This window comes from Vibrio palustris (assembly GCF_024346995.1).
In the GTDB taxonomy this organism is placed as follows: domain Bacteria; phylum Pseudomonadota; class Gammaproteobacteria; order Enterobacterales; family Vibrionaceae; genus Vibrio; species Vibrio palustris.
Genome location: NZ_AP024887.1, coordinates 908,693 through 925,236 on the forward strand (window position 1 = coordinate 908,693; position 16,544 = coordinate 925,236).

At 44.5% G+C, this 16,544-nt stretch carries 18 protein-coding genes; 8 read left to right on the plus strand and 10 right to left on the minus strand.

Annotated features, from left to right (window positions below; translation table 11 throughout):
* Positions 1-81: 81 nt before the first annotated feature.
* On the plus strand, positions 82-1,287 hold the full coding sequence (gene zigA / locus OCU30_RS04435; protein WP_077311828.1) for a zinc metallochaperone GTPase ZigA: 1,206 nt from the start codon (positions 82-84) through the stop codon (positions 1,285-1,287).
* Between the two features lie 276 nt (positions 1,288-1,563).
* Here the strand turns inward: zigA and OCU30_RS04440 are convergent, their stop codons facing one another.
* Both OCU30_RS04440 and OCU30_RS04445 read right to left on the minus strand, forming a co-directional pair.
* On the minus strand, positions 1,564-1,977 hold the full coding sequence (locus OCU30_RS04440; protein ID WP_077311830.1) for a hypothetical protein: 414 nt from the start codon (positions 1,975-1,977) through the stop codon (positions 1,564-1,566).
* A complete protein-coding gene (locus OCU30_RS04445; RefSeq protein WP_077311832.1) occupies positions 1,956-3,332 on the minus strand; it encodes an MFS transporter in 1,377 nt (458 codons plus the stop codon). Before OCU30_RS04445 ends, OCU30_RS04440 begins: the two co-directional genes overlap by 22 nt.
* 103 nt (positions 3,333-3,435) lie before the next feature.
* Here OCU30_RS04445 and OCU30_RS04450 point away from each other — a divergent pair, with 103 nt between their 5' ends.
* Positions 3,436-4,323 carry a LysR family transcriptional regulator gene (locus OCU30_RS04450; protein WP_205408760.1) on the plus strand — a complete coding sequence of 296 codons (888 nt, stop codon included), beginning with the start codon at positions 3,436-3,438 and terminating at the stop codon, positions 4,321-4,323.
* 66 nt (positions 4,324-4,389) lie between these two features.
* Here the strand turns inward: OCU30_RS04450 and OCU30_RS04455 are convergent, their stop codons facing one another.
* From OCU30_RS04455 to OCU30_RS04475, 5 genes are all read right to left on the minus strand, one after another.
* Positions 4,390-7,473 (minus strand): error-prone DNA polymerase, encoded by a 3,084-nt coding sequence (locus OCU30_RS04455; protein ID WP_077311836.1) that lies wholly within the window; start codon positions 7,471-7,473, stop codon positions 4,390-4,392.
* A gap of 11 nt (positions 7,474-7,484) precedes the next feature.
* A complete protein-coding gene (locus OCU30_RS04460; RefSeq protein ID WP_077311838.1) occupies positions 7,485-8,882 on the minus strand; it encodes a Y-family DNA polymerase in 1,398 nt (465 codons plus the stop codon).
* A gap of 4 nt (positions 8,883-8,886) precedes the next feature.
* Positions 8,887-9,573 carry a translesion DNA synthesis-associated protein ImuA gene (gene imuA / locus OCU30_RS04465; RefSeq protein WP_077311840.1) on the minus strand — a complete coding sequence of 229 codons (687 nt, stop codon included), beginning with the start codon at positions 9,571-9,573 and terminating at the stop codon, positions 8,887-8,889.
* 216 nt (positions 9,574-9,789) lie between these two features.
* On the minus strand, positions 9,790-10,392 hold the full coding sequence (gstA, locus tag OCU30_RS04470; protein ID WP_077311842.1) for a glutathione transferase GstA: 603 nt from the start codon (positions 10,390-10,392) through the stop codon (positions 9,790-9,792).
* A gap of 119 nt (positions 10,393-10,511) precedes the next feature.
* Positions 10,512-11,255, minus strand: a complete 744-nt coding sequence (locus tag OCU30_RS04475; RefSeq protein WP_077311844.1) for a YciK family oxidoreductase — start codon at positions 11,253-11,255, stop codon at positions 10,512-10,514.
* Positions 11,256-11,342: 87 nt separating this feature from the next.
* On the opposite strand from OCU30_RS04475, the gene sohB reads away from it, so the two are divergent.
* The 5 genes from sohB to OCU30_RS04500 all read left to right on the plus strand — a co-directional run bounded on the left by sohB (position 11,343) and on the right by OCU30_RS04500 (position 14,883).
* The gene (sohB, locus tag OCU30_RS04480; protein ID WP_095532875.1) at positions 11,343-12,404 is read left to right on the plus strand and encodes a protease SohB; all 1,062 of its coding nucleotides are present in this window, start codon (positions 11,343-11,345) and stop codon (positions 12,402-12,404) included.
* 238 nt (positions 12,405-12,642) lie between these two features.
* Complete coding sequence (locus OCU30_RS04485; RefSeq protein WP_077311848.1) at positions 12,643-13,260, plus strand: YagU family protein; 618 nt, start codon at positions 12,643-12,645, stop codon at positions 13,258-13,260.
* Positions 13,261-13,492: 232 nt separating this feature from the next.
* A complete protein-coding gene (locus tag OCU30_RS04490) occupies positions 13,493-13,960 on the plus strand; it encodes a YehS family protein (protein ID WP_077311850.1) in 468 nt (155 codons plus the stop codon).
* A 145-nt stretch (positions 13,961-14,105) separates the two neighbouring features.
* A complete protein-coding gene (locus OCU30_RS04495; protein WP_077311852.1) occupies positions 14,106-14,387 on the plus strand; it encodes a hypothetical protein in 282 nt (93 codons plus the stop codon).
* Between the two features lie 166 nt (positions 14,388-14,553).
* Complete coding sequence (locus OCU30_RS04500) at positions 14,554-14,883, plus strand: hypothetical protein (protein ID WP_077311854.1); 330 nt, start codon at positions 14,554-14,556, stop codon at positions 14,881-14,883.
* Positions 14,884-14,926: 43 nt separating this feature from the next.
* On the opposite strand, the gene rrtA is transcribed toward OCU30_RS04500, so the two are convergent.
* Positions 14,927-15,592 carry a rhombosortase gene (gene rrtA, locus OCU30_RS04505; RefSeq protein WP_205408761.1) on the minus strand — a complete coding sequence of 222 codons (666 nt, stop codon included), beginning with the start codon at positions 15,590-15,592 and terminating at the stop codon, positions 14,927-14,929.
* Here rrtA and OCU30_RS04510 point away from each other — a divergent pair.
* Positions 15,491-16,096, plus strand: a complete 606-nt coding sequence (locus OCU30_RS04510) for a tRNA-uridine aminocarboxypropyltransferase (RefSeq protein WP_077311858.1) — start codon at positions 15,491-15,493, stop codon at positions 16,094-16,096. The genes rrtA and OCU30_RS04510 overlap by 102 nt on opposite strands.
* Here the strand turns inward: OCU30_RS04510 and OCU30_RS17340 are convergent.
* Positions 16,084-16,290 carry a hypothetical protein gene (locus OCU30_RS17340; protein WP_368677444.1) on the minus strand — a complete coding sequence of 69 codons (207 nt, stop codon included), beginning with the start codon at positions 16,288-16,290 and terminating at the stop codon, positions 16,084-16,086. The two genes, OCU30_RS04510 and OCU30_RS17340, sit on opposite strands and share 13 nt — an antisense overlap.
* The gene (locus OCU30_RS04515; protein ID WP_235861809.1) at positions 16,235-16,375 is read right to left on the minus strand and encodes a hypothetical protein; all 141 of its coding nucleotides are present in this window, start codon (positions 16,373-16,375) and stop codon (positions 16,235-16,237) included. The genes OCU30_RS17340 and OCU30_RS04515 overlap by 56 nt, the downstream gene beginning before the upstream one ends.
* Positions 16,376-16,544 lie beyond the last annotated feature (169 nt).

Sequence of the window (16,544 nt, forward strand, 5' to 3'; positions counted from 1 at the left end):
ATGTTATAACATAACTTTTAGTGTGTATTGCGTTGAGATCATCGACGCAAAGACCAAACTATTCATTTGGAGTATATAGAAATGAGTCAGAAAAAGATCTCTGTAACGGTGCTTTCCGGCTTTTTGGGCGCGGGAAAAACGACACTATTAAGTCATATCCTCAATAACCGCCAAGGCAAGCGAGTGGCGGTTATTGTTAATGATATGAGTGACATTAATATTGATTCATCAACGGTAAAAAACGACGTATCGTTAAATCACAAAGAAGAAAAATTAGTGGAAATGAGCAATGGCTGTATATGTTGCACATTACGCGAAGATTTGTTGGTAGAAGTCACTCAATTGGCTAAAAATGGGGATTTTGACAATCTTGTTATTGAGTCGACGGGGATTTCTGAACCCTTGCCTGTAGCAGAGACCTTTACGTTTGCCGATGATGATGGTGTATCACTCTCTGATGTCGCGACATTAGACACGATGGTGACCGTTGTCGACGCGGTTAACTTTTTACACGATTATGAAGCTGCCAACTCTCTTCAGGAAGTGGGAGAAAGTTTAGGTGAAGAAGACCATCGCAGTGTGGCTGATCTGTTGATCGATCAAATTGAGTTTGCAGACGTTATTTTAATGAGTAAAACCGATTTGGTCAGCGTTGAGGCAGTCGAACGCTTGCAAGCCATGCTCAGAACCTTAAATACGGATGCACGCATTATAGCTATGCAAAACGGGCAAGTGGATATCTCTGAGGTGTTGGATACTGGTTTGTTTAACTTCGAGCGCGCGCAACAAGCTCCAGGATGGCTCAAAGAGCTAAGAGGTGAGCACATACCAGAGACTGAAGAATATGGTATCAGTAGTTTTACGTATCAGGCTCGGCGTCCATTTCATCCCGAGAAATTTTATGAGTTTCTGCATAACACGACGCGTTACGGAAAATTAATTCGCTCGAAAGGTTACTTTTGGTTAGCTTCTCGTCCTGAATTTGCAGGGCAATGGAACCAAGCTGGTGGCATCGCTCATTATGGTTTTGCTGGTATGTTTTGGAAGGCGCTACCGAAAGATCAGTGGCCAACAGAACCGGATTACTTGGCGGCTATCCAAGAACATTGGGTTGAACCATTTGGAGATATGCGCCAAGAGCTAGTCTTTATTGGCCAAGGATTAGATAAACACGCCATGCTACAAGCACTCGATGACTGTTTGCTGTCAGAATCAGAGGTGTTGGCGGGGAAAGGTTTTTGGCAAACCCTGCCCGATCCTTTTGTCGAGTGGGAGGTAGAGGAATGAGTGTGGATGTACTCGAGAAAACGCTGAGTGTTGAGAACAACATAGCGCCGGCGCTTGCACCGTTGCCACGTATCCTGACTGATAGCTAAAAACCAGCACACAACCTCGCACTCTGGAGCGAACGCTTGGCAATGATATGACTCAAAGTACTCGTTTTATAGGATCTAAAGGGATTATAAAATCAGGTGAGCCGTCAAAAAACGCACTCATTCTATTGATGAGTGCGTTTTTACTGTGATCACCCATATAGGTGCGACAGGCCATCTGACATGTGAATTATACCTGTGCGCTGGCGGCCGTTTCCTGTAGGTAGCGCCATAGTGGCTGGCCATCTTTTATATCAATGATAACCACGGAATAACGAGACGTGTGTGTCTTCGCTTCTTGGTGGATTTCGCGGTAGCACAGGACCACACTGTTTGCGTTGACGAGTAATGTCTCACATTGTTCAATGCTGATAGATAGTGATGGGCGTGTGCCTTTGTTTTGGCGAAACAAGTTTTCTACTTGAGATTGACCGACGACGCTTCCCGTTGTTGTCACCATAGTAAAATTGGGGCAAAAGCTCTTGAGCAGAGTCTCAAGCGAGGCATCTTGCGCGGCGCTGCCGGTAAAGACATCTTGAATCCACACATGTAGGTCGAGAACACTTTGCTGAGCAATGGAGATTAATTCTTTTTCGGATAACATGATGATATGTCCTTGTTTGGATTGCGGTTAAGTTGTTTTATGACAAATAAAGGGGTGAGGCCAATAAAGGCAGCAAGTAGAAATGTCAGTTGATACGCCGACATATCATTGGTGTAGTGCTGCAATACATTGAACAAAAGAGTGAAAAAAGCGGCGCCAAGGCTAAATGACATCTGACGGTTGAGGTTCCAAACTGCGCTGGCCTTAGTTAAGGTAGCGTCGTCAAAGTCCATCATTGCGGTGGTTTGTGCTGTATTCGCGCTGACACCGCCCCCTAGGCCCATTAATAGATAGGCAATAATAAGTAGCGGTATATTAAAACGGTGACCAACAAAAAATAACACGGCAATACCGGCAGAATGCGCCAACATACCAAACAAGAATAGCGTGCGAGCGCCAATACGATTATAGATCCGGCCACCGACGATAATCGCCACAAATGAGCCAGCGCCATACAGCATCATTAACATTCCCGTTTTTTGCGCAGACCAACCCAACACTTCTTGCAGAAAAAAGATATTGAGTAAATTTACTCCGGTAAACACCCCCGGCACCGCTAAATAGACCAAGACAGAAAAGCGCATATGGGTATTTTTTAATACGCTCAAATCAACAATCGCATGGGTCGTTTTGCGATAATGGCGTATATAGAGAACGCTAAACCCGAGCCCTGCAATGAGAAACAACAGCGGCAGAAGTTTTGAGCTGGCATTCGCATAAATGGAAAGACCAATCAGCAAGGTTGCAAGTGACGTGCTGACAAACACAAGTCCTTTGATGTCCGGCGTTAGCGCTTTTTTGGTTTCAGAGTGGATCCAACAGGCCGCGAGTACTGCCGTGAGTAAACTAAAAGGAATATTACCGAGAAAAACCCAGCGCCAAGAGGCATGATCAACAATGATGCCGCCGATACTTGGTGAAAGCGTTGGAGCAATTAAGGCCACACTCATGATGAGGGTGGATATGTTGGTTCTTTCTTTATTCTTAAATAAATTAAATGTCAGCGCTTGGCCTACCGGTATCAGCAAACCGCCTCCTACGCCTTGGAGGAAGCGAAAAAAGACGAGTGAGTAAAAGCCATTAGTCATACCTGAGCACAATGCGCCGAGCGAGAAAATAAGCATCGAGGCGGTCATTGTTTGCCTTGCCCCAAACTTACTCGCTAACCAATGACTGATCGGAATAATCAGCGTTAAGCCTAAAATGTAACTATTGGCAACCCAAGCTACGCTCGATTCTGATATAGATAACTCTTGCGCGATATCGGGCAGCGCTATCGCTGACATAAAAATATTAATACAATCAATGAAAAATCCGAGCAAGAAAATTAGCGCGATACGATAACGGTAAGCCATTGGAAATCCAGTTAAAAGTTGAATGACCAAGAATTTTAAAGCATTTGACTCTCTGTTGTGAGCTGTTTAAAGTAAACTCAGAGTTTAATCAGGGTTAACGATAATGTTTAATAACATTAAACGTATTCATACGTTTATCACGGTCGTGAACAGTGGCTCTTTTACTAAAGCCGCGGACCAGCTATTTATGAGTAAGGCTATGGTCAGTGTTCATATTAAATCGTTAGAAGACTCCCTTAATGTTCCACTGCTTATTCGTAACTCGCGCGGTTTTATTATGACCGAGGCGGGAGAGCTGCTTTATCATGATTTTCAAACGATCTTCTCGGATATTCACTCTTCCTTAGGAAATGTGGTTGAAAAGCATCATTCGCTCAGCGGGCATTTAAGAGTGTCCTCGACTGTCGAATTTGGCGAAGTATTCCTTATTCCGCTGATCGGCGAGTTTTGTCATGCTCATCCAGAGCTTAATATCAGCTTTCATGCTGATTCATCGCTTAATAAATTAGTCAATGACAACATTGATTTGGCCGTGAGGCTAGGGACGCTTGAGGATTCTGCTCTCAAAAGCCGTAAGCTTGGCCGCTTCTCGATTAGAATGGTGTGCTCGGCTAAGTGGTTAGCACAAAACCCGTTATCCTCATTAGAGGATTTAAAAACGGCGCCGTGGATTGCCAACAGTAATATTAAAAACGCCCATCACTGGACGTTACGCCATAGCGATGGGCAGACTTTTCAATTAAAATTCTCAGCTAAATTTAGCGCCAATTCCTCCATTGCAATCCGCTCTATGGTTCAAGCCGATTTAGGTATAGCTATCTTGCCGGAGTGGCTTATCAAAGAGCAGTTACAAAGCGGAGAGTGCGTTGAACTATTTCCCGATTGGTGTTTGCCAAAGCAAGACATTAACGTGGTTTTTACCGGCGATCATCGTGTGCGACGCCATTGCCGAGCATTGATCGATTATCTCGTCGAACACACCGATTTTTAGCCATGTTGTCAGATTTATCCTATTGATACCGCCAATGATGTGGTTATAAAAGTATACTGAGGCGATTTAATGAAAATCTCGTGAGGGAGCGGTGAGTGTCGCAAGGTGAGGGGTGAGATCAACCAGCTTACCTGCGATAACGTGCGTGACTTCGCCTTCTTTTTCTAATATTCCTTTAACTAACATGAGCTTGGCATTGAGAAATGTTTGCTTTTGTGCGCGCGCTGTCGCTTGCCAAATCACGACATTGGTATTACCAGTATCATCTTCTAATGTAACAAAGGTAATGCCAGTCGCGGTGCCAGGCGCTTGTCGACCGGTTACTACGCCGGCCACGGTTATCATGCTGCCATCAGGTTGCTGAGATAAATCCCGATGACGGGTAAAACGCGGTAATTGCCCAGCTTGATCTAACAAGGTAATGGGATGATGAGCAAGCGAGAGGCCGGTCGCAGCGTAATCTTCAATCAGATCTTCTGCACAACTCGGTGCTCGGTGTGCTTGGGGGAGGCGTTCTGATAAATGCTCAAACAGAGGTAAGTCATTGAGCGTATCCATCATATCCCAACGCGTCGCATAGCGGTGCTCGGCAATCATTGCCATGGCATTAGCAGAGGCCAAGGCTTCCATATCTCTACGTGTGAGTTGGAGACGTTTTACTTGGCTCATTGTCTGGTAGCCATTATCTGGACGTGCTTTTACTAAACGTTGTGCGCCGTGTTCACTGAGTCCTTTAACTTGGCGTAACCCTAAGCGTATAGAATACCGCGAGGCAGAGAGTGTTTGGCTTGTCACCACCGTGTGATCATAGTGAGAATGATTAATGCATACCGGTTCGATATGGATATCATGACGCTGCGCATCTTGAATTAACTGCGATGGACTATAGAAACCCATTGGCAGGCTATTTAATAGCGCGGTGTAAAAAGCTTCAGGGTAATAGCACTTAAGCCAGGCTGAGCAATAAGCGAGCACGGCAAAAGACGCGGAATGACTTTCTGGAAAACCATATTCACCAAAGCCACAAATCTGCTGATACAGGGTTTCGGCAAACTCTGTACGGTAGCCGCGTGCTTGCATGCCAGTAATCAATTTATCTTTGAATTTCGCTAATTGCCCCGTTTTTTTCCAAGAAGCCATCGCGCGGCGTAATTGATCGGCTTCGCCGCCAGTAAAACCTGCTGCGACCATGGCAAGCTTAATCACTTGTTCTTGAAATATAGGGACGCCCATGGTGCGCTCCAATACACCTCTAACTTCTTCAGAAGGATAGCGGATTGCCTCTACGCCATCTCGGCGTTTGAGGTAAGGGTGCACCATGTCGCCTTGAATGGGGCCGGGTCTGACAATCGCGATTTGTACCACTAAGTCATAATAGCAGCGCGGCTTTAAGCGCGGCAGCATGCTCATTTGCGCGCGAGATTCGATTTGAAAGACGCCAATGGTATCGGCCTGTTGAATCATGGCGTAAACCTTGGGATCGTCTTGCAATCGTGTAATATCGGCAATGCTTAATCTCGTGCCAGTATGCTGGTGGATAATGTCAAAGCATTTGCGGATCGCGGTAAGCATACCTAAAGCTAACACATCGACTTTAAGCAGCCCTAAACTTTCAATGTCGTTTTTATCCCATTGAATAATTGTGCGATCTGCCATTGTGGCATTTTCGGTTGGCACTAGTTCATACAAAGGCCCAGCAGAAATCACAAAGCCGCCAACATGTTGAGATAAGTGGCGAGGAAATCCTAAAATTTCATCAATAAAGGTAATAAACTGCTGGCCGACGATGGAGTCTGGCTCAAGCCCTAATTCAACAATTTGGTTTTGCCAATCTTGTTGATGGTCGCGGCGGTTAACGTTTTGAATAAAGTAATCTAATTGGGCACTATCAATTCCCAAAGCTTTGCCTACATCACGAACCGCGCTTTTAAAGCGATAACTAATCACTGTTGCCGCGAGTGCAGCGCGCTGTCGGCCATACTTTTTATAAATATATTGAATGACTTCTTCGCGTCGCTCATGTTCAAAATCCACATCAATATCGGGTGGCTCATTGCGTTCTTTACTGATGAAACGCTCAAATAAGACTGAGATTTGGCGGGGGTCGACCGAGGTAATGGCTAAGCAATAACACACCACAGAGTTGGCCGCTGAGCCACGTCCTTGATATAAAATGCCCTGTTGCTTAGCAAATTGCACTATGTCGTGAATCGTCAGAAAATAAAAGGCGTAATCCATGTCTGCAATGAGTCGCAGTTCTTTCTCGATGGTGTCGGCAATATCATGAGGTACGCCATCCGGGAAACGCCAGTGCTTGCCTTGCTCGACTAAGGCATGTAAATGATTCATCGCTGTTGTGCCATCTGGCACCAATTCTTTAGGGTATTCATAGCGTAAGCTGTCTAGCCGAAATTGGCAGCGTTTAGCAATGCGCACGCTTTCGGCGCGCCATTCAGGCTCGAAAAGAGTGGCCAGCTTACTTTGGCTGCGTAAAGCTCGTTCAGTATTGGTGAGTAGATGTGCTTGGATGTTCGCAATGGGTTTACCTAATTTGATTGCCGTCAACACGTGATGTAAGGGTAAGCGGGTGGCGTTATGCATCATCACGCCACCACAGGCAGTGATGGGTAATTGGTGAGAGGCCGCCAGTTGTTGGCAATGCTCAACATAGCGAAACTCTCCAGCCGTCAAATGGCGCTGTATGCCAATCCATAAGCGCTCACGGTGGGTATGGCTGAGCCAGTGTGCCCAAGTATCATCATGCTCAGTGTGTTGGGGAAGCCATATAATAAAACACTGTTTAAGAGACAAAATATCCCACTCTGATAATTCATAATGGCCTTTTTCACTGCGTCGCCTCGCATTGGATATCACCCGGCATAACTCGGCATAGGCCGCGCGGTTAGGGCACAGCAATACCAAGCGGCATGTGTCTGATAAGGTAAATACACTGCCAACAATCAATTCAATGGCGAGGTTGTGCTCACGAATCGCGGTATAGGCGCGGACCACACCTGCGACCGAACATTCATCTGTGATCGCTAAGGCTTGGTAGCGTAAGAAATCGGCTTGAATCATCAATTCTTCAGCGTGAGAAGCGCCGGTGAGAAATGAATAATTACTTTGACAAAATAATTCTGCGTAAGCCATGTGTTCTCCTATTAACTAAACAAACCATGAACCCACCACGTTTTCTCTGGGGTACGGTAAACCCATAACCAGCGGCCGTCATGGCTACACGCAATAAAATAATCCCGAATCAGCATATTATTGTCCCACCAACCTGTCGCGATTCGTTCAGGGCCTTGCACAATAGTCACTGGGTCCACCAAGGGCCGTGGCGGGGTAAACAGTAATGTTGGGCGCAATTGGGCTTGGCGCTGTGGCTGCGGGAGCATGTCTTGCGGCTGGCAATATTGCGTGCTCTTTTCTGGTCGGGGATCGTCGTTAAAATGGGGCTGATAAACGTGATGTGAGCCCAATTTCGCTTGCAATATGCTCACGAGTTCTTGATGCGATTGTTTACCTTGCCGACCATTAAATAAGTCGTCAGCTTGCGACTCCATCTCTCCTAGCCGAGTCACATGAAGCGTTATTTCTATCACAGGATGCGTTAATGTGACGCTTTCAAGGTGCAGTCTGCATAGTATTAACCATGCGGTATGGCGATATTCACCTTGGGCGGCGTTAAATATCACATCAACCGTTTGTTGATCACGCTGTATTAGAGTCAGTGTAAGCTCATAGGCGACTTGATTACGTAAACGTAGGAACGATTCGAGCTGTACAAGTAACCGTTGTAAGGGCTTTTCTAGCCACTGGGTATGGCTCAATTCATACAATAAGGGTAGGTGAGCTGAAAACGATTCTGAGGGACGATACTCTTGTAATGGATGATGAAATGTACCCAATAAGCGGCCAACATAATTGACGACATCAATATCAAAACGTCGTGCTAATTCGGCCATCGGAATGTCAGTCAGCGCTTCAATGGTTTGTGTGCCCACGCGGTGTAATGCTTCGATATGCTTAGTCGCTAATCCAGTCTTTGCTAAAGGCAACGCCATGAGTTTTTGCTGTAATAACGCCTTATCTTGCGTGAGGCATTGCTGGTGATGCTCAGCTAATAACTGCGCGCATAATGGAGAAAATCCGGTGGAGTAGTGATAACACACGTCTTGCTGAGCAAGATGTTGGCGAATTGCCTGCCAATAGTTCTCAAAGCCCGCATATAACGTCAGCATAGGTGTGACATGGAGTAATAAGCCTTGCGGCGGAAATATCACAATATCGGAAGTGACAAGGTAGAGCCATTTGGCAATGCCTTCTAAGGCTTCATGCTCTTTTTCTGGTTTGTAAGCGATAACGTTTAAATCATGACAAAGAGCGGCTGCGCTACCTAACCCCATGCCAGTATGAATGCCTTGTGCATGAGCGAGTGCATTGACCTGCACAATTTTAGGCCGTGTGCCATGCACTAACGCTGTTGGCTGTTCAGATTCGCCAAACAAAGTGTCCAACTGTAAGTTGGGAAAGTGTAAATACAGCCAACATTTCATTGTGTTAGACCTGTTGTTGGGATGGGAAAGGCACAACCACAGAGGGTGTATCCAGCTGTATTAACTCTGGCCAGTGTTCTTGAAAAGGCACAGTAAAGGGCTCGGTTGGCCAAGCGCCTTTGCATTTTTTTATCTGTACTGTAATACCATGGCGGGCGGGGTGTAATTGCAAACTGAGCGTCACAGGTAATGAAAACACTTGCTGTTGCGGACGACGCAATAAAAATTGTACACACTGCCCAGCTTCACTCGCGACTTGTAAGCGCCGGGCGTGATGAACTTCTAAGTGATTTTGCCATAATAATACTTGCTCACATGCGCCACTTTTTAAGCACTGTTCTGCCGCCCACAATGCGGCCTTAGCGGTGTTTGGTGTTAATACCAATACCTTGTCTAAGGTGAGTCCTGCATAAGTAAGGGCTTCGCTGTGAACATGGCCCGGCGGATTAATAAAAACAGTTAAACGCTGGGTATAATTGGCTAAATATGGGAGTAATAAGCGCAGCTCGCCAATCCCCGCCGGGCTTTGAATCTCAATCACGCCACTTAGCGGAAAGCCTCCCATGAGTTTTTGGTCGAGCATGGCATAACCAGTTGGTTGTGCGGTGTCAGCAGAAAAATGGCGAGAAGAGCCAGAAGAGGCTTGCCATAACCAATGTTTGTTTTTGAGTTCGGTGATCAATTCATTCATCGGTTACCCCCTTGCTTATAAAAATATACTGTATATAAATACAGTATATTGAGTGTTATTGAACAAGCAAGGGAAAATATATCAGCGCTCGCGATGCTCCGTATTCAAAGAGCCTAAAAAGACTGTCGCGCTAGGGAGTTAGTGAAAAATAGCTAGACATAAAAAAACCGAGCAAAGCTCGGTTTTTACTCGTGAGTTTATCGTCAATCAAAGACCTTAAATCAGCCCTTCTGCTTTTAAAGCCGCTTGCACTGATGGACGCTCAACATGACGCTGCATGTAAGCTTGTAGAACAGGGTAGGCGCTCATATCCACTTCGAGGAAGTTGGTCCAATTGAGGATGGTAAATAAGTACGCATCGGCGATGGTGAAATGATCACCAAAAGCAAAATCGCGATCGCCAATTTGATCGGCAATCCATTGAAAACGCTTAGCAAGGCCAGCGATAACTTTGTCACGCTCTTCTGGCGTAATTGCTGGATTAAATAGCGGCCCCATACCTTTATGGAGTTCAGTGGAGATATACACCATCAAGCTTTGTAATTGATAGCGCTCTTCACCGGATGCAGGAATTAAATTGGCTTCTGGTTTTAAATCTGCGAGATACTGTGCAATGACAATCCCTTCCGTCAAGATATGACCATTATCCAGTTTTAAGGCAGGGATATAACCTTTTTGAGTGACATCAAGATAGTTTTCACCACTCACGGTACGTTTGGCTTGTAGATCGACTTGCTCTAATTCATGAGCTAAACCAAGTTCTTCCAGAACGATATGCGGTGAAACAGAACATGCCCCAGGCGTAAAATATAATTTCATAATCACGGGTTTCCTTTAGCTATCAATATAGAGAGTTATCTCTCGTTAGTGATTTCAGTCTACTCGCAATTTATCGACAAACAAGTACTTACCTTTTGGTAAGTACTTGCTTATAGGCATTAGCGTTTAGGTTGAGCGTCAATGCATTGGCCGTGAACATCTCGGCTTTCTGGCGCCATTAAATACACATACAAAGGCATAATGTCGAGTGGTGTTTTGAGTGTCTGAGGATCTTCGCCCGGAAAGGCTGAAGCGCGCATGTCTGTGCGAGTACCGCCCGGATTAATTGCGTTAACACGAATTGGCGTGTCACGAACTTCATCGGCTAATACCTGCATCATACCTTCGGTCGCGAACTTCGAAATTGAATACGTTCCCCACAAGGCACGCCCGATATGGCCAACGGTTGAGCTGGTAAATACAACGCGAGCATCGTCTGAGGCTTTCAATAGTGGCAATAATTCTTTTGTCATCATAAACTGTGCCCGTACATTGACTTGCATAACATCATCAAATGTTGCTAAGTCTATGTCATCTAAAGGGGCAAGTTCACCAAGCAGACCAGCGTTGTGTAGGACACCATCTAAGCGGCCAAACTGTTCATGAATGGTGTTGGCCAGCGTTTGATAGTCTTGCTCGGTTGCATTTTTCAAATCCATTGGCATGATGATAGGCCTTGGGTAGCCGGCCGATTCAATATCAGTAAATGTCGCTTTGAGTTTACTTTCGGTACGACCCAGCAAAATCACAGTGGCGCCATGTTGGGCATAGCTGCTTGCAGCTTGTTCACCGATTCCTGCTCCCGCCCCCGTCACGAGAATCACTTTGTTTTTTAAAGTATCGGGAGAGACAGAATAGTCCATAATAGGCTCCTTCGAATTAATGAGGGTTTCAGTCTAGGTAACAACATGGTTACAATACACTACTTCGCATTATAGAGGATATGACCATTGGAATTTTTGATGGAATACGGCTTGTTTTTAGCCAAGATAGTCACATTTGTTGTCGCGGTTGTTGTACTGCTGGCACTGGTAAAATCGGGTAATGGTAAACCTTCAAGTGCCAAAGGGGAGTTAGAAGTGACTAACTTGACCGAAAAGCATAAAGAAACCATTGAAAAAATGGAACATCATTTACTGGATGATTCGGTTCTAAAAGCACGCGATAAATCTGAAAAGAAAAATCAAAAGAAAAAAGATAAAGAGCAAGCCAAGGCTGCGAAAAAATCAGCGAAAGGCGGAGAGGTGAGCACCAAGCGAGATCCTCATGTGTTTGTCTTAGACTTTAATGGCAGTATTGATGCAAAAGAAGTCGCAGCACTACGTGAAGAAGTCACCGCCGTTCTCGCAGTCGCGCAAGAGGGAGATGAAGTCATTCTTCGTTTAGAATCTGGAGGCGGAATGGTGCATGGCTATGGGTTAGCTTCATCACAATTGGATCGTCTCAAACATGCCGGTTTAAGCTTAACTGTATCGATTGATAAAGTTGCGGCCAGTGGTGGTTACATGATGGCGTGTATTGGCGATAAGCTCGTGTCTGCACCGTTTGCGATTGTTGGCTCTATCGGCGTGGTCGCGCAAATTCCTAACTTCAATAAATTGTTGAAAAAACATGATATTGATTACGAACAAATGACCGCCGGTGAATACAAACGTACCATTACTATGTTTGGTGAAAACACCGATAAAGCGCGTGATAAATTTAAGCAAGAGCTTGAAGAAACTCATGTTTTATTTAAAGACTTTATTCGCGATCACCGTCCAAGCTTAGATTTAGACACCGTTGCCACAGGCGAGCACTGGTTTGGTACACAGGCGCAAAAACTTGGCTTGGTGGATGAGATTAAAACCTCTGATGATCTGGTGATTGATGCATGTAAAGAGAAAACCGTATTAAACATTCGTTATATACAAAAGAAAAAGCTGACTGAAAAAGTTTCTGGTATGGCCGGTGAAGCTGCCGATGGCGTATTAATGAAATTAATGAATCGTGGTCAACGTCCAATTGTATAAATAATCATCGAATTAAATATGTATTAATTATTCGGCCTTATTTTTTAATAAGGCCGTTTATTTTATTAGCAATTGTTTATATTCCTATAAACGATAAAAATGAATTTATTATTGTTTTTCTAATCTTTTTATTTATTTTCATTAAGTGAACTAGTTTATTGATCTAGGTTAGTATTCAACGTGCTTCAACTTGATATTTTATTTGCCATTGAATGACAAAGGTATTAATGGTGAATATATGAATTTTTTTGAGCAGTCTGACCCTTCACGCCGCCGTTACGGTTTAGCCGCATTTATCGGAATCATCGCAGGTATTGTCTCTGCATTTGTTAAATGGGGCGGCGAGCATCCACTGCCACCACGCAGTCCAACGGATATTTTTACTGGTGCTTGTGCTCCAGAATCTTTAATTAGAATGGCTGAAAACATTGACTGTTCGCGTAACTTTTTAAATCCCCCTTATGTATTTTTACGCGATTGGTTAGGCGTTGTTGATCCTAATGCTGCGGTTTACACGTTTGCTGGGCATGTATTTAATTGGGTTGGGGTAACACATATCACCTTCTCAATTGTTTTTGCCGTTGGTTATTGTATTGTTGCCGAACAGTTTCCAAAAATTAAATTATGGCAAGGATTATTAGCAGGTGCATTAGCGCAATTATTTGTACACATGATTAGCTTCCCATTAATGGGGTTAACACCACCGCTATGGGATTTACCTTGGTATGAACATGTCTCAGAAATTGTGGGTCATTTAGTTTGGTTCTGGTCTATTGAAATTATTCGCCGCGATTTACGTAACCGTATTACTCATGAACCTGATCCTGAAGTGCCTTTGACGTCCACCTCGCGTTAATCTTTTATCGATAAAAGTCGCTATGAGAGCGGCTTTTTTTTGATGGATAGAAAGCGCTAATCACCGTATGTCTTAGGTATGTATTAATGAGGGGAGTAAAAAAGTAGCAGGCGATTAGCCCAAGGAGTGCTAAACGATCCAATCTTAGGTATAACCCAATAAGTTTGATACCATAAACTCGCGCCAGCAATCGTGTCGATTGAGCTGGAATGACCCAAGATTAGGATTCAACTTGAACAATAATGATATTTTTCGTCTCATCACTTCGGCTTTTAACCTAAAAGATACCAGCATTGCTAAGACTTTCGCGTCTACGGATATGAAAGTGACCACTGTCGACATTGCGACTTGGTTAAGTGAAGAGACGGATAATGCAGAGACTACCTTGACCGATGTGCAGTTAGCCAGTTTTTTGAATGGTCTGATTAATATGAAACGTGGTAAGCGTGAAGGCGAACAGCCTAAGCCTGAAACTGAATTAAACAACAATATGATCTTACAGAAACTGCGTATTGCATTAAACCTTAAAGCAGAAGATATGCTCAATACCTTTGAGTTTGTCGGTGTTGAGTTTAATAAGCACGAACTTGGTGCCTTTTTCCGTAAGCCAGGAAATAAACATTACCGACCATGCCCTGATGCAGTATTACGCGATTTCTTAATGGCAGTCGAAGCTCAACGTGAAGCTTCTCTTGGATAACTCCAATATTTCTCAATGAGTGTACCGAGGTATTCTCATTCTTGTGAATCTATTAGCAATATCGTGACAGTGAAGTCCGTATGGTGATGGAATAGGCAAGATAGGGAAGGTTTTCCTTCCTCGTTCATGATTGTAAGGACAACGAATGAACATCGATAAAGCAAAAAAACGGATTGCAAAGCAAGTTAGCAAAGGATTTAAAGGCTACCCTATGGTCTCTATTGCCTATTTTGGTGTTAAACCAGAGCTAGCGACGCATGTTATGGTGCAGTTTATTACAGAAGAAGGCGCAGCTCCTCAAGAGCAAAAATTGTCGTCTACGGTTGATGCTCGCCATGATGAAACGATTCAAACCGTGATTGTGAAAATTTTGGAACGTACTCAAGCGGTCAGCGTGATGGAAGTGGCTGGAGTCGCGCCGCTTTAAAGCCGTGATGCCCGTTAGATGCAGTGTGGCATATATCATGCTAGTTAAGTCATCGTTGTTAAGACGTTTAATCCCGCGACGATTGACTGAATAAAGACGCACACGTTGCTTGCATATTGATATTGCTCAGTACCGTTATGCCACACTCATCACCAAGGACACTTTCATGAAAAAGACACTCGCCTTTTTACCTTTATTGTTATGTGCCAGCGCCGCACAGGCCTCTGGCATGGATAGCGAAACCATGTCTAAGCTGTTATCCCAGCTCCCTTCTAAACAATTGAATCAGTTGTGCTCCTCTAGTAGTGATGATCAGGTGAGTCAGCTCTGTGCTAAACAAGTCTCAACGTTACGTGATCGCTTGCTTGAACAGCCACAACTGAATGTCGAAACAATGCAAAGCCAAGCGACAGAGATGTTTAATGGACGTATATTGCCGCTTATTAATAAGCTGCAAGGTGGGGCATCTGGCAGCAAGCTGCCGCCGTCAGAATAATAAATTAAGGTTGATGGCAGATCATACCGCGCTGAGGTAAAGGCTAAGTTTTCTCATGTATATGATGAAGCGCGCGCCAATGTGACCATCCCGCGGCACTAAACCCCGTGACCATGCCAGCTAAATGGGCTTGAATAGCAACTTTAGCGCCAATGAGTACGGCTGTTTCATGAGCAGGCCCCATGGTTTGTTCCCATAACACCTTGGCGACAACTGCGGCGCATAATAACCCACTAGAACGACGCCCGTTGAGCGTTTCTTGTAGTGCCCAAAAGGCAAACAAACCGTGTAATACTCCTGACAGCCCGACATAATGGGACAGAGAAGAAGCAAAAATTGCCAAGCCGACAGTGACACTGTTCAATGCTAATAACCAAGCTAATTGTCGCGATTGCGGCTTAAATATCCAGCTAATGAGCCAAAGTGCAGCGATATTCATACCCAAATGATAAAAGTTGGTATGGGTAAAGTTTCCTGTTATTATGCGCCACCATTCGCCGTGGATAATATCGGTGTAGTCCCACGCAGCCCAAGACGCTGCTGGCTCAAATTGCAATCCGACACACACGCCAGTAATAATCAATAATGCTAGATAAAGGTTCACGTTATGTCCCGCTATTGTTCTCAATGTGGTAAAGCACACAAAGTCTGTATTTGTGACGCGATAATACCACTGAATACGGACATCGAGCTTATCATTCTTCAACACCCGACTGAAGCTTCTCGGCCGATGGGCACGGCGCGTATTCTTTCTTTGTGTATGCCAGAAACAACGCGATGCTTTGTGGGGGAAGATTTTCGTGAACACGCAGAGCTCAATACCTTATTGAGTGAACCTAACGTCAGCCATTATGTTTTATACCCTAGCGATGCCTCGATAGAAGTCACACAGATTGCTCAGCGCCCCACACAAACAATACGCATTATTTTATTAGATGGCACATGGAAAAAAGCCTTCAAAATGTGGCAGATTAATACGCAATTACATCACTTTGCCAGCCTACACCTACCCAAAGACCTCGCCGGTAATTACCGCATTCGTAAAGCCCCAGACAGTAATGCCTTATCAACGGTAGAAGCCGGCTTTCATGTATTACGGGTATTACGCCCGCAGCAGAACTTCACCCCATTGCTCACCGCGTTTGATCATATGATTGATGCGCAAATTCAGCATATGCCGCCAGGCACCTTTGAACGTAATTATCGCCAATAAATACAAGGCCGCACTGCATCAAAGGTTGCAGTAGATATACGGTTTGCTGAGGTTGCGTTGCTCAAGCAAAATGAGGACGTGGCAATGCAGCCTTTGCGCTCACGCGAATACGATGAATGTCTTGCTATATGCTTTAGGTTATTGCACCTGATGAAATAACGAATCCAATACAAGTAGGTTTTTTCCGTTTTCATGCTGTACCCCCGTACACGCAACTCGCTTCTGAGGTGACTGATAAATGGACTGGAAGACATCGACCACTCCTTGTGGATACATCATCTCTTTTCTGTATAAATAGACAGTTTATTTTGATGTTTGCCAGTTGCATGCCTGTTTTTATGACTCGAATAGTGTTTTTTTGCTTGGTTTGTCATAGTCGTGTCAGTAAAAGTGTATTAATATCAATCATTAACCAATTTATCAGCCAGAATAACGCGCATGCGCACTA

Coding starts and splice junctions, on each gene's coding strand:
- OCU30_RS04445 (WP_077311832.1), bottom strand. CDS start 3,332: ATGGCTTACCGTTATCGTATCGCGCTAATTTTCTTGCTCGGATTTTTC.
- zigA (WP_077311828.1), top strand. CDS start 82: ATGAGTCAGAAAAAGATCTCTGTAACGGTGCTTTCCGGCTTTTTGGGC.
- OCU30_RS04510 (WP_077311858.1), top strand. CDS start 15,491: ATGTCCCGCTATTGTTCTCAATGTGGTAAAGCACACAAAGTCTGTATT.
- OCU30_RS04440 (WP_077311830.1), bottom strand. CDS start 1,977: ATGTTATCCGAAAAAGAATTAATCTCCATTGCTCAGCAAAGTGTTCTC.
- OCU30_RS04450 (WP_205408760.1), top strand. CDS start 3,436: ATGTTTAATAACATTAAACGTATTCATACGTTTATCACGGTCGTGAAC.
- OCU30_RS04495 (WP_077311852.1), top strand. CDS start 14,106: ATGAACATCGATAAAGCAAAAAAACGGATTGCAAAGCAAGTTAGCAAA.
- OCU30_RS04500 (WP_077311854.1), top strand. CDS start 14,554: ATGAAAAAGACACTCGCCTTTTTACCTTTATTGTTATGTGCCAGCGCC.
- OCU30_RS17340 (WP_368677444.1), bottom strand. CDS start 16,290: ATGAAAACGGAAAAAACCTACTTGTATTGGATTCGTTATTTCATCAGG.
- OCU30_RS04475 (WP_077311844.1), bottom strand. CDS start 11,255: ATGGACTATTCTGTCTCTCCCGATACTTTAAAAAACAAAGTGATTCTC.
- OCU30_RS04485 (WP_077311848.1), top strand. CDS start 12,643: ATGAATTTTTTTGAGCAGTCTGACCCTTCACGCCGCCGTTACGGTTTA.
- OCU30_RS04460 (WP_077311838.1), bottom strand. CDS start 8,882: ATGAAATGTTGGCTGTATTTACACTTTCCCAACTTACAGTTGGACACT.
- imuA (WP_077311840.1), bottom strand. CDS start 9,573: ATGAATGAATTGATCACCGAACTCAAAAACAAACATTGGTTATGGCAA.
- gstA (WP_077311842.1), bottom strand. CDS start 10,392: ATGAAATTATATTTTACGCCTGGGGCATGTTCTGTTTCACCGCATATC.
- OCU30_RS04515 (WP_235861809.1), bottom strand. CDS start 16,375: ATGATGTATCCACAAGGAGTGGTCGATGTCTTCCAGTCCATTTATCAG.
- OCU30_RS04455 (WP_077311836.1), bottom strand. CDS start 7,473: ATGGCTTACGCAGAATTATTTTGTCAAAGTAATTATTCATTTCTCACC.